The sequence below is a fragment of the Nonomuraea sp. NPDC049152 genome (genome assembly GCF_040648355.1).
Classification (GTDB): Bacteria; Actinomycetota; Actinomycetes; order Streptosporangiales; family Streptosporangiaceae; genus Nonomuraea.
This window is the reverse complement of sequence record NZ_JBEZDO010000002.1, coordinates 239,950-254,046: the sequence shown is the minus strand read 5'-3', so window position 1 is coordinate 254,046 and position 14,097 is coordinate 239,950. Positions and strand designations below refer to the sequence as shown.

14 protein-coding genes are annotated in these 14,097 nt (G+C 68.8%); 9 read left to right on the top strand and 5 right to left on the bottom strand.

Annotated features, from left to right (window positions below; genetic code table 11):
* Window positions 1–98 precede the first annotated feature (98 nt).
* From AB0B45_RS04920 to AB0B45_RS04905, 4 genes are all read left to right on the top strand, one after another.
* Window positions 99–974: a sugar ABC transporter permease gene (locus tag AB0B45_RS04920; protein WP_358125389.1), complete on the top strand. Its 876-nt coding sequence runs from the start codon at window positions 99–101 to the stop codon at window positions 972–974.
* Complete coding sequence (locus AB0B45_RS04915) at window positions 974–1,834, top strand: carbohydrate ABC transporter permease (protein ID WP_358125386.1); 861 nt, start codon at window positions 974–976, stop codon at window positions 1,832–1,834. The genes AB0B45_RS04920 and AB0B45_RS04915 overlap by 1 nt, the downstream gene beginning before the upstream one ends.
* Complete coding sequence (locus AB0B45_RS04910) at window positions 1,831–3,150, top strand: GH1 family beta-glucosidase (RefSeq protein ID WP_358125383.1); 1,320 nt, start codon at window positions 1,831–1,833, stop codon at window positions 3,148–3,150. The genes AB0B45_RS04915 and AB0B45_RS04910 overlap by 4 nt, the downstream gene beginning before the upstream one ends.
* 67 nt (window positions 3,151–3,217) lie before the next feature.
* Complete coding sequence (locus AB0B45_RS04905; RefSeq protein WP_358125380.1) at window positions 3,218–6,220, top strand: glycoside hydrolase family 3 N-terminal domain-containing protein; 3,003 nt, start codon at window positions 3,218–3,220, stop codon at window positions 6,218–6,220.
* 36 nt (window positions 6,221–6,256) lie between these two features.
* On the opposite strand, the gene AB0B45_RS04900 is transcribed toward AB0B45_RS04905, so the two are convergent.
* Window positions 6,257–7,114, bottom strand: a complete 858-nt coding sequence (locus AB0B45_RS04900) for an alpha/beta hydrolase (protein ID WP_358125377.1) — start codon at window positions 7,112–7,114, stop codon at window positions 6,257–6,259.
* A gap of 77 nt (window positions 7,115–7,191) precedes the next feature.
* Between AB0B45_RS04900 and AB0B45_RS04895 the strand changes: the two genes are divergently transcribed.
* Window positions 7,192–8,064 (top strand): helix-turn-helix domain-containing protein, encoded by an 873-nt coding sequence (locus AB0B45_RS04895; protein ID WP_358125373.1) that lies wholly within the window; start codon window positions 7,192–7,194, stop codon window positions 8,062–8,064.
* A 136-nt stretch (window positions 8,065–8,200) separates the two neighbouring features.
* Here the strand turns inward: AB0B45_RS04895 and AB0B45_RS04890 are convergent, their stop codons facing one another.
* Together AB0B45_RS04890 and AB0B45_RS04885 are read right to left on the bottom strand one after the other, a co-directional pair.
* Window positions 8,201–9,142, bottom strand: a complete 942-nt coding sequence (locus tag AB0B45_RS04890; protein ID WP_358125371.1) for a CU044_5270 family protein — start codon at window positions 9,140–9,142, stop codon at window positions 8,201–8,203.
* Entirely contained in the window at window positions 9,142–9,672 is a 531-nt protein-coding gene (locus AB0B45_RS04885; protein WP_358125368.1) for an RNA polymerase sigma factor, read from the bottom strand. Before AB0B45_RS04885 ends, AB0B45_RS04890 begins: the two co-directional genes overlap by 1 nt.
* Before the next feature lie 372 nt (window positions 9,673–10,044).
* Here AB0B45_RS04885 and AB0B45_RS04880 point away from each other — a divergent pair, with 372 nt between their 5' ends.
* Together AB0B45_RS04880 and AB0B45_RS04875 are read left to right on the top strand one after the other, a co-directional pair.
* Complete coding sequence (locus AB0B45_RS04880; protein ID WP_358126257.1) at window positions 10,045–10,707, top strand: HEAT repeat domain-containing protein; 663 nt, start codon at window positions 10,045–10,047, stop codon at window positions 10,705–10,707.
* 6 nt (window positions 10,708–10,713) lie between these two features.
* Window positions 10,714–11,718: a HEAT repeat domain-containing protein gene (locus AB0B45_RS04875; protein WP_358125365.1), complete on the top strand. Its 1,005-nt coding sequence runs from the start codon at window positions 10,714–10,716 to the stop codon at window positions 11,716–11,718.
* A 228-nt stretch (window positions 11,719–11,946) separates the two neighbouring features.
* On the opposite strand, the gene AB0B45_RS04870 is transcribed toward AB0B45_RS04875, so the two are convergent.
* Window positions 11,947–12,327, bottom strand: coding sequence for a VOC family protein (locus tag AB0B45_RS04870; protein ID WP_358125363.1), 381 nt, complete (start codon window positions 12,325–12,327; stop codon window positions 11,947–11,949).
* Window positions 12,328–12,631: 304 nt separating this feature from the next.
* Window positions 12,632–12,943, bottom strand: coding sequence for a hypothetical protein (locus tag AB0B45_RS04865; protein ID WP_358125359.1), 312 nt, complete (start codon window positions 12,941–12,943; stop codon window positions 12,632–12,634).
* A 137-nt stretch (window positions 12,944–13,080) separates the two neighbouring features.
* On the opposite strand from AB0B45_RS04865, the gene AB0B45_RS04860 reads away from it, so the two are divergent.
* The gene (locus AB0B45_RS04860) at window positions 13,081–13,578 is read left to right on the top strand and encodes a carbonic anhydrase (RefSeq protein WP_358125357.1); all 498 of its coding nucleotides are present in this window, start codon (window positions 13,081–13,083) and stop codon (window positions 13,576–13,578) included.
* A gap of 164 nt (window positions 13,579–13,742) precedes the next feature.
* A complete protein-coding gene (locus tag AB0B45_RS04855; protein ID WP_358125354.1) occupies window positions 13,743–14,027 on the top strand; it encodes an antibiotic biosynthesis monooxygenase family protein in 285 nt (94 codons plus the stop codon).
* The last annotated feature ends 70 nt before the right edge of the window (window positions 14,028–14,097 follow it).

The following is a 14,097-nucleotide window of genomic DNA, read 5'->3' as shown; positions in this document are numbered from 1 at the left end:
TCCGCCCTGTCCCCTCGCAAGACACCCGACTACGGCGGCCCGCGTGAGGCCGCCCGAGTTTGGGAGGAAATTTCGTGATCCGATCGTGGTTGTACCGGATGGATGTCAAGGCGTCCCCCTACGCCTACATCCTGCCGTTCTTCGTGCTCTTCGCCGCCCTCGGCGCCTTCCCCATCCTCTACACCGGCTGGGTCTCGCTGCACGACTGGAGCCTGCTGGAGGACCAGCACACCTTCCTCGGCCTCGAGAACTACCTCACCCTCCTCAGCGACTCCTACTTCTGGAACGCGCTGTTCAACACCGTCTCCATCCTCATCCTGTCCACCGTGCCGCAGCTGCTCATGGCACTGGTCCTGGCCCACGTGCTGAACGGCAGGCTGCGCGGCCAGACGTTCTGGCGGGTCGGCATGCTGCTGCCCAACATCACCAGTGTGGTAGCCGTCGCGATCATCTTCGGCCAGCTGTTCGGCCGTGACTACGGCGTCGTCAACTGGATCCTCGGCCTGTTCGGCGTGGGCCAGATCGACTGGGCCGCCGGGACCGCGACCTCGCACATCGCCATCGCGACCATGGTCATCTGGCGCTGGACCGGCTACAACGCGCTGATCTACCTGGCGGCGATGCAGGCCGTACCGCAGTCGCTGCACGAGGCGGCGATCATCGACGGGGCCACCTCGATGCAGCGCCTCAGGAAGATCACCATCCCGGCGATCAGGTCGACGATCATCTTCACCGTCATCGTCTCGACGATCGGCGGCATGCAGATGCTTGCCGAGCCGTTGCTGTTCGGCGGCGGCATGCCGACAGGCGGCAACGATCACCAGTTCCAGACGCTGACCCTCTACCTGTTCGAGGCGGGGTTCGGCAGGTTCGACTTCGGCTACGCCTCGGCGACCGCCTGGCTGATGTTCATCGTGATCGTCATCGCGGCCGGGATCAACTACCTGTTCGTCCGCAGGATCCGGAGCAGCTGATGGCGACACTCACCCAGACCCTCGTCCAGGTCAAGCGCAGGGGCCTGCCCAGGCCCGGCCGCCTGACCTATCTGACGCTGATCGCCATCGCGTTCTTCTCCGCCTTCCCGCTCTACTACAGCGCGGTGGTCGGCTCGCTGGACAACTCGGCGCTCGGCCAGGTGCCTCCGCCGTTCCTGCCGGGCGGCAACCTGATCACCAACATCGAGCGGGTCTTCACGACGGTCCCCTTCGCCACCGCGCTCCTCAACTCCGCGATCGTCGCCTCGTCGATCACGGTGAGCGTGGTGCTGCTGTCGACGCTGGCCGGGTTCGCGTTCGCCAAGCTGCGCTTCCGCGGACGCAACGGGCTCTACCTGGCGGTCGTGGCGACCATGATGGTGCCGACGCAGCTCGGGATCATCCCCCTGTACATGCTCATGGCCAACGTCGGCTGGATCGACACCCTGTACGCGGTCATCGCGCCCAACCTGATCAGCGCGTTCGGCGTGTTCTTCATGGCGCAGTACCTGTCGGCCGCCATCCCGACCGAGCTGCTGGAGGCGGGCAGGGTGGACGGCTGCACGACGTTCGGCCTGTTCTGGCGGGTCGTGCTGCCGCTGGCCCGGCCCGCGGCCGCGGTCCTCGGCATGTTGACCTTCATGAACGCGTGGAACGACTTCTTCTGGCCCCTGGTGGTCCTCACCCCCGAGAACCCGACCGTCCAGGTGAGCCTGTCGTCGATCTCCAGCGGCTACTCCGTCGACTACTCCTTCACCCTGGCGGCCACGACCGTCGCCACGATCCCGCTGCTCATCGTGGCGGCGCTGTTCGGCAAGCAGATCATCGCAGGAATCATGCAAGGAGCCCTCAAGGGATGACCCAGGAACTGCGCTTTCCCGACGGCTTCCGGTGGGGGGCCGCCACCGCGGCCTACCAGATCGAGGGAGCCGCCACGGAGGACGGCCGCGCCCCCTCCATCTGGGACGCCTTCGCCCGCACCCCTGGCCGCGTCCGCCTCGGCCACACCGGCGACGTCGCCTGCGACCACTACCACCGCTACCGCGAGGACGTCGCGCTGATGGCCGAGCTCGGCCTGCCGACCTACCGCTTCTCGATCTCGTGGCCGCGGATCAAGCCGGACGGCGGCGGCCCCGTCAACCCGCGCGGCCTGGACTTCTACGACCGGCTCGTCGACGAGCTGCTGGCCTCCGGCGTGGAGCCGATGGTCACGCTCTACCACTGGGACCTGCCGCAGACGCTGGAGGAGCTGGGCGGCTGGACGCAGCGCGACACCGCCTTCCACTTCGCCGACCTGGCCTCGGCCGTGCACGCCCGCCTCGGCGACAGGGTCAGGACGTGGACGACGCTGAACGAGCCGTGGTGCTCGGCCTTCCTCGGCTACGCCGGCGGCGCGCACGCGCCCGGCCGTACCGAGCCTGGAGCGGCGTTCGTGGCCGCGCACCACCTGCTGCTGGCGCACGGCCTCGCCGTTCAGGCGCTGCGGGAGGCGGGCGCGAGGGAGCTGTCGATCACGCTCAACCTCTCGCCCGTCGTGGGCGAGGGCGAGGCGGCCCGCAGGATCGACGGCCTGCACAACCGGCTGTTCCTCGACCCGATCCTGCGCGGCTCCTACCCCGAGGACCTGCTGCCGGTGATCGACAGGTTCTCGGGCCTCGAGCACGTACGGCAGGGCGACCCCGCCGTCATCGCCGCGCCCATCGACCTGCTCGGCGTGAACTACTACCGTCCGACCTGGGTGAACACCACGATCGGCCAGCCGCCCAACCCCGCCTTCCCCGGCAGCGAGGGCGTGGGCTTCGCCGAGCCCGACCTGCCGCGCACCGCCATGGACTGGGCGATCGCCCCCGAGGGACTGACCGACCTGCTGGTCAGGTTGCACCGCGATTATCCGGGCACGCCCCTGATGATCACCGAGAACGGCGCCGCGTTCGAGGACGACGCCGACCGGCTGGTCTTCCTGCGCGACCACCTGGCCGCCGCGCACGCGGCGATCGCCCAGGGCGCTCCGCTGACCGGCTACCTGGTGTGGTCGTTCCTGGACAACTTCGAGTGGGCGTGGGGCTACGCGCCCAGGTTCGGCATCGTGCACGTGGACTACGCGACGCAGCGCCGTACCCCGAAGGAGAGCGCGCTCTGGTTGCGTGACGTGATCCGGAAGAACGCCTTGACGTGAAGTTCCCTCACCCCTTGAATTCAGGATGGTGCGCTCAAGAGAGCGCTCTCTTAGGCCAGGAGGCGCAGTGACCCCCCGACGCATCGGCGCCCTCAGCGCGATCGCGCTGCTCTTATCCACCTGTCTCGCCCCCGCCGCGCACGCGGCCGCCCCGCTGACCGTGACCGACTTCGAGAGCGACACGCTGCCGCCCGGCGTCGTCGCCTGGGGCAACGACGGCGCGTCCACGCCCACGCTGACCATCGAGACCGACACCAGCCGCGCGCTGAAGACGGTCTACAACGTCAGCCAGTGGGGCGGCTGGTCGCACGACCTTCCCGCCGGTCAGGACTGGACACCCTACGAGGGCTTCGCGTTCTCGGTGAAGGGAACCGGATCGGGCCAGAAGATCTTCTTCGAGATCAAGGACGGCGGTGGCGGGCCCGGCAGCTCGGAGCTGTTCGAGTCGTCGTTCACCGACACCGAGGCGGGCTGGCGGCGGATCGAGGTGAAGTTCGCCGACTTCGTCAGGCGCGGCGACTACCAGCCGGGCGGCGCCCCCACCGACGGGCAGCTCGACCTGGAGACGATGTGGGGCTACTCGATGCGCCTGCCGTCCGGCTCCTCGGGCACCCTGCTCTGGGACGATGTCCAGGTGTACGGCACCGCGCCACCCCGGCCCGTGCGCCTGACCACGACCGCGCCCGTCTACCCGGTCAAGGAGAAGGGCTCCGCCCAGGTCGGCGTCGCCATCTCCGCCGTCCCGCCGGCCGACCTGACCGTCCACTACGCGACCGGATCGGGTACGGCGACCGCCGGCTCCGACTACACGCCCGCCGAGGGGACGCTGGTGTTTCCCGCCGGCTCGCCCGCCGGGACGGTGAGGACCTTCACCGTCACCACCAAGGGCGACCCCGAGGCCGAGGTCGCCGAGACCATCCCGATCGTGCTGTCCGGCGAGGGCGTCACCGCGCCCGCCGACGACGCGGTCGTGGTGATCGACGCGCACGGCCTGCCGTACCTCGACGCAGGCAAGCCCGTGAAGCAGCGGGTCGCCGACCTGGTGGGGCGCATGACGCCGGCCGAGAAGGTCGGCCAGATGACGCAGGCCGAGCGTGGCGCGCTGGCCAAGCAGGACGACATCGCCACCTACCTGCTCGGCTCGCTGCTGTCGGGCGGCGGCTCCGCGCCCGCCGCCAACACGCCCAAGGGCTGGGCGGACATGGTCGACGGCTACCAACTGCGCGCCCAGCAGACCAGGCTGCAGATCCCGCTGATCTACGGCGTCGACGCCGTCCACGGCCACAACAACGTGGTCGGCGCGACGATCTTCCCGCACAACGTCGGCCTGGGCGCCACCCGTGACCCCGCGCTCGTCGAACAGGCGGGCAGGACCACGGCCAAGGAGGTGAAGGCGACCGGCATCCCATGGGACTTCGCGCCGTGCCTGTGCGTCTCCCGCGACGACCGCTGGGGCAGGGCCTACGAGTCCTTCAGCGAGGACCCCGCGCTGGTCTCGCGCATGGCCACCATCGTGACCGGCCTGCAGAAGAACGGCGTGCTGGCCACGGCCAAGCACTACGTGGCCGACGGCGGCACCGCCTACGGCTCGTCGACCACCGGCGACTACACCATCGACCAGGGCGTCTTCACCGGCGACAGGGCCGAGCTCGAGGCCGTCCACCTCGCGCCGTTCGTCGAGGCGGTCAAGCGCGGCGTCGGCACCGTCATGCCGTCCTTCTCCAGCGTCGGCGACACCAAGATGCACGCCCACCAGGAGCTGATCACCGGCGTGCTCAAGGAACGGCTCGGCTTCAAGGGCTTCGTGATCAGCGACTGGCAGGCCATCGACCAGATCCCCGGCGACTACGCGAGCGACGTGCGCACCTCGATCAACGCCGGCCTCGACATGATCATGGTGCCCTACGCCTACACGGGCTTCATCGAGGCGCTGACCGCCGAGGTCGGCGCCGGCCGGGTGGCGCAGTCGCGGATCGACGACGCCGTCGCGCGCATCCTCACCCAGAAGTTCGCCCTCGGCCTGTTCGAGCACCCCTTCGCCGACAGGGGCGACCTGCCCGACGTCGGCTCGGCGGCGCACCGCGCCGTGGCCCGCACCGCCGCCGCCAAGTCGCAGGTGCTGCTCAAGAACGACGGCGGGTTGCTTCCACTGCGCCCCTCGGCGAAGGTCTACGTCGCAGGCTCGAACGCCGACGACCTCGGCAACCAGCTGGGCGGCTGGACGATCAGCTGGCAGGGCTCGCCAGGGCCCATCACCCAGGGCACCACGATCCTGCAGGGCATCCGCTCCCGCGCCGCCTCCGTCACCCACTCCGCCGACGCGTCCGCGCCGCTGGCCGGGCACGACGTGGGCGTGGTCGTCGTGGGCGAGCGCCCATACGCCGAGGGGTTCGGCGACGTCGGCCGCCAGGGCCGCACGCTCGACCTCTCAGCCGCCGACCGCGCGGCCGTCGACAGGGTGTGCGGGGCGCTCAAGTGCGTCGTGCTCGTCGTGTCGGGACGTCCGCTCTCGCTCGGCGACCTGTCCGGCGTGGACGCGGTCGTCGCCTCGTGGCTGCCGGGCTCCGAGGGGGCGGGCGTGAGCGACCCGCTCTTCGGTGCCGTGCCGTACACGGGAAGGCTGCCCTTCACCTGGTTCCGTACGGCGGAGCAGCTGCCGATCAACGTCGGTGACGCCGCCTACGACCCGCTCTTCCCCTACGGCTGGGGACTGCGCACCGAGCAGTCCAGGTCCAGGCTGAAGGCGGCACGTGACTCGCTGGCCAAGGGTGACCCGGTCTCCCGGGCGGCCGCGGCGGCGCTCGGCGTGGCGCTGGTCTCGCGCAACTGGAACGCCGACGGGACGGTACGCGACTCCCGGGTGGTGCTGACGGCGCTCGGGGTGTCGGCGGCGCTGCTCGAACGGTCGAACAGTGACACGTTCGCGCAGGACGACGTGGTGGTGTCGGTGGCCAGGGACGTGGCTCAGGCCGGCGGCCGCCGTAAGGACCTGCAGGCGCTGGCCGATCACGAGCTGGCGTCGGGGCACCTCAGGAAGGCGGTGGACCTGCTGACCCAGGCCACCCGCTGACCAGCACCCCGAGGTAGGTCGGCCCCGTTGTCTCGTTCAGTCCGTCTGCGCGGCGTGGATCGCGGCGAAGGCCAGGAGAGGTGCGGCGGTCCGCGGCGGATCCTCGAGGTTGGGTGAGTGTCCAAGGCCGGGCAGCAACTCGACTTTCGCGCCCGGAACGGTGCGGTAGCCGGCGGCGGATGAGGATCGCCATCTGCGGTCGTCCTCGCCGAAGATCACCAATAGCGGCTTGCCAAGGGGCGTCAGCCGATCCGGGAGCGCCTGCTGCTCCAGGTAGTCGCGGGACGCCTTCATGGTCATGGTGAGCGTGTGGTAGGTCATACTGCGCACTTCGTCCAGGAGCTCTTGGGGGATCTGGTAGCCCGCGCGGCTGAAACCGGTGCTCGCGAACTGGCGGATCTGCTCATCGGTCGGCGGCCACTGCGAGGGTCCGATGGCGGCGGACTCCGATGCGATGAAGGCGTCCAGGCTGGGTCCGGTGTTGATGAGCGCGAGCGCGGTCACCAGGTCGGGTCGTTGCTCGGCGAGGGCCGTGGCGCTGTAGCCGCCGGAGGAATGGCCGACCACGATGGCATGCTTGACGCCGAGCCGGTCCAGTGCCACGCCGACCCGGTTTCCCTGGTCGGGGATCTCGTAGCTGCGGTCGGCCGGTTTGGCTGACCGGCCGTGCCCGAGCAGGTCGATCCGGATGACGCGATGGGATCTGGTCAGCATCGGAACCAGCGGGTCCCACGAGCGGGTCGAGGAGGCGGACCCGTGGATGAGCAGGAGTGCGGGAGCGTCGCGGGGGCCGTCCTGGCACACGTAGATGGTGCCGTCGTCCAGGGACAGGGTCGAGCTCTCGGTGGCCTCGGGGCTGCCGTTCACGTGCGGTCCGCCGTCAGAAATGGTCATGAGGCCACTGTCGCCGCCGGTGCGCGCCGGTGGATTGGACGAATGTTCCCCTCGATCGGCCCGCGTAGCATGGGGCGGTGCGGACATTCGTGCACGGCGCGGCTGTGTGGGGCGTGGCATGCCCGCAGCGGCCCAGCCGGGTGGCCGGTGTCACCATGGCCGGGTTCCGGGTCCGTGAGCTGGACGCGCTCCGGATGGTCCCGCACCCGGCCGTGACGGTGCTCCTGGAGTTCGGCGCTGGTTCGCCCGTCATGGACTATGCCGCCGGGCGGCAGCAGCGGGGAAGTATCGTCGCCGGGCTCGGGCTCGGCTCCGGCGGCTCGGTCCGGGCGCGGGGTGAGAACGTCGAGTGCGTGCAGGTGCGCCTGTCCCCGGCGATCGCCCGCGCGGTTCTGGGCGTCTCCCCCGCCGACCTCGACGGCGCCGTGGTGGCCCTGGGCGACCTGTGGGGCCGGGAGGCGTCACGGATCCGTGAGCAACTGGGCGATGTCTCCTCGTGGCAGGATCGCTTCGCGTTGACGGACGCGCTGCTCGCCCGCCGGCATGAGGCGGGGCCGCCGGTGGACCCGGAGGTGGCCTGGGCCTGGCAGCGGATCGTCGCCAGCCGCGGCCTGGTACGGGTCGACGGACTGGCGGCCGAACTCGGATGGAGCCGTAAGCGCCTGTGGTCCCGGTTCCGGTCGCAGATCGGCCTGCCGCCCAAGCGCGCCGTGAAGCTGGTCCGCTTCGACCATGCCGCCCACCGCCTGGTCGCGGGACAAGACGCAGCCCGAGTCGCGGCCGACGGCGGCTACGCCGACCAGTCCCACCTGCATCGAGACGTCGTGGCGTTCACCGGAGTCACCCCCGCGACCGTGGCCGGCGAGCCATTTCTGGCGGTTGACGACATTGCATGGACCAGCCACGAAACACCCGCCAAGACCCACGCCTCTGGCGTCCTGCGCCGGTAGTTCGTCGTCAGGCCGTGTTCCGTGGATCATGGGACGGGATCGCGGAGCCAGATCTTGATGGACGCGACGTCGATCGTGCCCTGGTGTCCATCCGGTTCGCCCGCGAACCGGCCAAATACCAGGGCCAGCCGGGTCGCTAGGAAAACCGCGACTCCTTGGGCGCCGGGTCATCGGTCCAGCCCAGCCGCTTGACCACGTACGCGGCGAACGCCTTGCCCTTGTCAGACAGCTCCTCTTGTACGGCCAGCAGCTCGCCGCTGGCCCGGTCGATGATGATCTCCTGACGTGTGGGTGCGTTGCCGTACGTCAGTGCGATCCCGGTGCGGCCGTCGATGTCGGTGACGTTGTCCTCCACCCGGACGCCCGGCAGGTCGGCGAGCACGCGGTAGAGCGCGGCCCTGGTGCCCGGAGTGGTTTCGAGGTCGAGGAGGAGCCATTGGCTCGCGCCCCAGAGCCACGCCTCCGGGTTGTCGTCGGTGTTGGCCCGCAGCATCTCGGCCTTGAGCGCCTCGGGATCGGTGGGCAGCTCCGTCGCGGGCTTGTGCGTCAGCTTCAGCGGGGTGAAGTAGGTCTTGCCCATCTGGCAGCCATCGCAGAGGTCGGGCGAGCCGGCTTTCTTCCATGCCTGCTCGTCGGCGGGGGTGAGCGGTTTGGCGAAGATGGGTCCGCGCTGCGTCCGGTACCCGTGCTCCGGGCTCGCCCACAGCACGTCCTTGACCCGCTTCTCGACGGTGTAGACCGGGGTTTTGACCCGCGACACCTGCTCCATTTCCCGCCGCCACCAGGCGCCCGTGCCCAGGGGGCGCGCGGCCAGCCGGTCGGCCGCCGCGTCGAGCACCGCGCGCGGATCGGGCATCGCGGCCGTCTCGACGCCCGTTCCGCGCAGCAGGGGCACCGCCACGAAGCCGCCGACCATCACCACGCTGACCGCCACCGCTGCGAGCACCATCTTGGGCCAGGCCGGTCGGCGCGGCCGCGGGGCGCCGCCCGGCATCCTGGCGCGGGCCGCCGCCATCCTGGCGTGGTCGGCGGGCGGCACACCCGGCATCACCTCGTCGATGAGCTGGAACTCCTTCATCACACCTCAACTCCCAACGCGTCACGCAGCTTGGTCCTGGCCCGGCTCAGCCGGGAGGCGACGGTGCCGTAGGCGACGCCGAGCGCCGCGGCCACCTCGTCGTAGGTCAGCTCGCCGTACGCGACGAGCAGCACCACGTCACGCTCCCCGCGCGACAGCCCGGCCAGCGCGGCCGAGAGTTTCTGTACGGTCACCCGCGCGGCGACCCGATCCACCACCCGCTGGTCGTGGCCGTCGTCGGCAGGTGGCCCCGATCTGGCCAGTGCCCTGTATCGCCGCATCTCGGCCCGCCGGTGCCTGCCGATGAGGTTGGTGGCGATGCCGTACAACCACGCTCTGATGCCGCCCTTGGCGGCGTCGAAGTTGTCACGCTGACGGAAGGCGATCAGGAAGGTCTCGGCGGCGAGGTCCTCGGCGATGTCGAGGTCGAGGCGGCGGCCGATATAGCGGCGTATCTCCTCGTAGTGGGCATCGAAGAGGACGGAGAATCGCTCGGGATCGGCGACAGCTCCGTCGAGGAACGTTGTCATGCAGGGGTCTCTCTCACCGGGGACGGTAGACACCAGTGATTGCCCGTTCCCGACCAACCCTTCCATTCGATCTCAGCGCCTTCTGCTCGATCTCAGCGCCTTCTGACGACATCCTGGTACCCGATTCCGGCACACGAGCAAGATCAATAGGATACGTGGCCATCGACCAGGATTTCCGCGTCCGCCTACCAGGACCGATGACCATTTCTGCGAATCACACACCGTCATCACCGCCACACAGAGCTACCTTGCACTCGGTGATGTGGACCCGAGTGGGGGCCAGGGTGCCTGGTGATCTTGCGGCGTGATCCCGCTTGACCTTGACACAGTGACAAGGTCTTCACTGTTGCCAAGGAGGTGGTCCCGATGACCATGCAGAAACAAGACGTGGATACGATTCGAGCTTTCCAGGGGCTGGAGGACAGCCGCTCGTCAGTGCGGCTGCGGGCGGCGATGGCGGTCGGTACGACCCCTGACCCGCAGTTCATCGACAAGCTCATCGAACGATGCGCGATCGAACCCGAATTCTATGTGCGCGATATGCTGACGTGGGCACTCACCCGCCACTCAGCATCCATGACGGTTCCAGAGCTTCTCAAGGAACTCCGCTCGGAGTGTGCGCAGGCACGAAGCCAGGCGCTGCACACGCTGTCCAAGATCGGGGATCGGCAAGCGTGGCCGGCGATCACACGGGCGCTTCTGTCCGACGCCGACGATGAGGTGGCGCGGAGCGCTTGGCGGGCAGCGGTCGTGCTCGTGCCCGAAGGTGAAGAGCCCGAGTTGGCCGCAGTGTTGTCGACACAGCTCGGGCGCGGCGAACGTGAGATGCAGCTGAGCCTCAGCCGGGCGCTGATCGCGCTCGGTGAGGTGATTGTGCCCACGCTGAGCGCTGCGATGACAGATCTCGACCCGCGCGTGCGCGCCCACGCGATCGCCACGGAACGGCTGTTGCGCGACCCGGATGCCGGATTCGAGTTCGCGATCGAGGAGGCCAAGCGCGTCGTAGCCCTCGGCAGCACCAGCAAGGAGGAGTGATGGGCAGTGTTGATCGGTGATGTGGCACGACGGTCCGGGGTCAGTGCCCGCATGCTCAGGCATTACGACTCGCTCGGCCTGGTGCGGCCAACGGGTCGTACCGACGCAGGCTATCGAGAGTACTCCAGCGAGGACATCCGGCGGATCTTCCAAATCGAGAGCCTGCGGTCATTGGGGCTGTCGCTGCGTGAAGTCAGGCGCGCGCTCGATGATCCCGACTTCACGCCCTCAGAGCTCGTCGACGACCTCATCCGCCAGACGCGAGAACGCATTGCGGCTGAGACGGAGCTGCTCACGCGACTGCGTCGGATCGACGCCGTGGAACCCGCCGGCTGGGAGGACGTCCTCCAGATCGTCGCACTCCTGCAGGCGTTGGGGTCAAAGAGCGCCGATAAGCGCCAGCGCGCGGCCTTGTCCTCAGTCGAAGAGGCTCCGATGCCAGTGGAAGCACTGGTCGAGGCAGCGCTGAGCGAGACGGACCCGAACGTCGCCGGAGCCCTTCGATGGGCTTTGGCGCAATCGGGCGATGACGGATTTGCGCTGCTGGCGGAGGGCCTCGGCTCACCAGTAGCCGAGGTGCGCAAACGTGCCGTCCAGTCCATCGCCGAGATTCCGAACGGTGAGGCGACCACACTGCTGCAGGACGCCCTCACGAACCCCGACATCGTGGTCCGCAGGTATGCAGCTCTGGCACTCGGGGCACGTGGAGTAGCCGACGCGATCCCGACGCTCATCGATATCGTCGTCGAGGGGACGAATGACGTCGATGCAGCCGACGCCCTGAGCGCGCTGGCGAGTCGTCCCGCGTTGGCGGATCAGATCGCTGACAGGCTCGTTGATCGCCTCGCCCACGGCACCGTTGAATCGTCTGCACGTCGACGGCTGACACAGGCGCTCGCGGACATCCCGGGCACCACAGCGTCACGAGCCCTCGCAGATCTGTCTCATGACGAAGACCGTGCCGTTGCGCTTACCGCGACATACATTCTCGGGATACGCGACGCACGATGACGGATCTTTCCTGGCGTGCCGTGTGCGGCGCCGGAACGCCTCAGTCCGTCACTCGCGGGAGACATTGTGAGCGCGGAAGGGACGTCACTGGATGCGCGGACTTGATCGGATAGCTCGCGCGGATTAGATGTCAGTCCATGGAGCCGCGCGCCAGTGCCTCCGGCAACCGGCTTCGAACGGGAGCAGCGCCCTGAATGCCCGCCATGACAGGGCCCTGGTTGGCGTCGGTCAGCCGTCCTCGCCGACGCACAGGCAGAACGTGTGCCCGGCCGGGTCCAGGAAAACGCGGAAGTCGTCCTCCTCGCTCGGCTGGAACTCGTGCTTCGTCGCCCCCAGTGCGAGGACCTGGGCCTCGGCCTTGTCCATGTCGTCCACGGTGACATCGAGATGGAACTGCTGCGGCATCTCGGCACTTGGCCATACCGGCGGCCGGTAGTCTTCCACCTGCTGAAAGGCGAGCCGAGGGAAGCGTCCGCCGTCGCTGACGACGACCCAGTCGCCGTCGTCCGAGGAGATCTCCCAGCCGACCAGCTCGGCGTAGAACCTGGCCAGGGTCTGGGGGTCGGCGCAGTCAATGACCGTCGAGCGCATCCGCGCGATTCCTGCCATGACGCTTCCCTTCCCACGCGTACGACCGTCATGCGAGGGGCTTTCAGGACCAACCAACGACCCGGAGCCGGACCCAAGCCCGAGGAAAGGCCCAGAGACCCTTCCTCAACACCGGCCTTCATCCACGCGGGCCGCCCGCTCTCCCGAGACCAGTCTCAGGGGAGAGCCATCGGGGGCAGCCCGCTGCAGAGTGCATTCCGGACTGCGGTGAAAGGCCCGGAGCTGAGGGCGGACGGCATGGACGTGAAGGAGGGGTGCCCGTGCCGACCCGTGCGGGGTGAACCGCGACCCTCAGCCCCGGGTGTCAGGCGGACGCCGCGACGGCGGGAAGGGCGAGAAGGAGCTCGTGCGGCTCACTGCCCACCCACTCACGGATGAAGCGAGCAGCCTCCTCGCCAGGAGAGAACTCGTCGAACCCGAGTGGCCCGAAACATCCCGCCTGCTCCAGCATCTCGACGATCGGATCGTCCTCGGCGAGGCTCTCGGCGTAGGCCGCGGCGTCGAGCAACGCCAGCGCGCACCGGGCGTTGCGCCCGTCATCGGACACCTCGACCCGGTCCAACCGGCGGCGCCCCTGAGCGCGCAGGTACGCGCCGAGTGATTCGGTCCTACTCACGTCATCCTCTTTGATCACACACGTTGGGCTACAACATCATCACGCAAAGTGAGCGAGGATGGTGGGGCGTTCGCAAACTTGCTCGCCAACCCGCCCCCGGAAACCATCATGAAACGGTCATGCGGAATCATCGAGGCATGACTGCGTTCGACGACCTGCTCTCCGCCAACGAGATATACGCGCGGACGTTCGCCTACTCCGGCCTCACCGGTAAGGCGGCGCGCGGCCTGGCCGTAGTGACGTGCATGGACTCCCGTATCGACCCACTGGGGTTGCTCGGCCTGCGCGCGGGTGACGCCAAGATCCTTCGCAACGCCGGCGCGAGGGTCACCGACGACGTCCTGCGGACACTCGTGCTGGCCGTGTACCTGCTGGGCGTGGAGCGCGTGCTCGTCATGCCGCACACCGACTGCGGCATGGCGAAGGTCACCGACGCCGACGTGCACGCGCTGACCCAGGCACGCGGCGTGGACACCAGGAGCCTGGAGTTCCACACGGTGCCCGACCAGGACGCGGCACTACGTCACGACCTGACCCGGATTCGGACGAGCCCCTTCCTGCCGCCCGACATGCCGATCGGGGGCGCGATCTACGACGTCCACACCGGCAAGCTGATGCCGGTCGAAGTCCCCTGACCCCCGTACGGCGGAGCTCACAGCACCCCCACGGCTCCCGTCAACCCCCAATCCTCCGCAAACGCCCACGTCGCGACCACCCGTGATGATCGCGACGGCATCAAGGTGAGCATCGAGGCCACGCCCACCGCCAGGAAGGCACCAGATCCGGTGAGGAGCCCAGTGTGATCATCATCTCCGGGAAGCTCTACGTGGACGCCGACGCGCGCGACGCCTACCTGGCGGGATGCAGGGAGGTCCTGAAGCTCGCCAGAGCCGCCACCGGCTGTCTCGACTTCGCGCTCTCGGCCGACCTCCTCGAACCGGACAGGATCAACGTGTACGAGCGCTGGGAGACGGACGAGGACCTCGAACGCTTCCGCGGCGAGGGCCCTTCCGGCGAGCGAACAACCCAGATCCGCGACGCCGAGGTGAGCAGGTACCGGATCTCGGGAGTCGAACCCGCCTAGCTCGGACCGGTAGCGCGTGGCATCTCACCGAGGCCGAGCCCCTCCACGCACGACACCCCACGGTGAGTCT

What these genes read in the sequence shown, in the direction of transcription:
- AB0B45_RS04920 (WP_358125389.1), top strand. Translation starts at nt 99, where the DNA reads ATGGATGTCAAGGCGTCCCCCTACGCCTACATCCTGCCGTTCTTCGTG.
- AB0B45_RS04915 (WP_358125386.1), top strand. Translation starts at nt 974, where the DNA reads ATGGCGACACTCACCCAGACCCTCGTCCAGGTCAAGCGCAGGGGCCTG.
- AB0B45_RS04910 (WP_358125383.1), top strand. Translation starts at nt 1,831, where the DNA reads ATGACCCAGGAACTGCGCTTTCCCGACGGCTTCCGGTGGGGGGCCGCC.
- AB0B45_RS04900 (WP_358125377.1), bottom strand. Translation starts at nt 7,114, where the DNA reads ATGACCATTTCTGACGGCGGACCGCACGTGAACGGCAGCCCCGAGGCC.
- AB0B45_RS04890 (WP_358125371.1), bottom strand. Translation starts at nt 9,142, where the DNA reads ATGAAGGAGTTCCAGCTCATCGACGAGGTGATGCCGGGTGTGCCGCCC.
- AB0B45_RS04885 (WP_358125368.1), bottom strand. Translation starts at nt 9,672, where the DNA reads ATGACAACGTTCCTCGACGGAGCTGTCGCCGATCCCGAGCGATTCTCC.
- AB0B45_RS04880 (WP_358126257.1), top strand. Translation starts at nt 10,045, where the DNA reads ATGCAGAAACAAGACGTGGATACGATTCGAGCTTTCCAGGGGCTGGAG.
- AB0B45_RS04870 (WP_358125363.1), bottom strand. Translation starts at nt 12,327, where the DNA reads ATGGCAGGAATCGCGCGGATGCGCTCGACGGTCATTGACTGCGCCGAC.
- AB0B45_RS04860 (WP_358125357.1), top strand. Translation starts at nt 13,081, where the DNA reads ATGACTGCGTTCGACGACCTGCTCTCCGCCAACGAGATATACGCGCGG.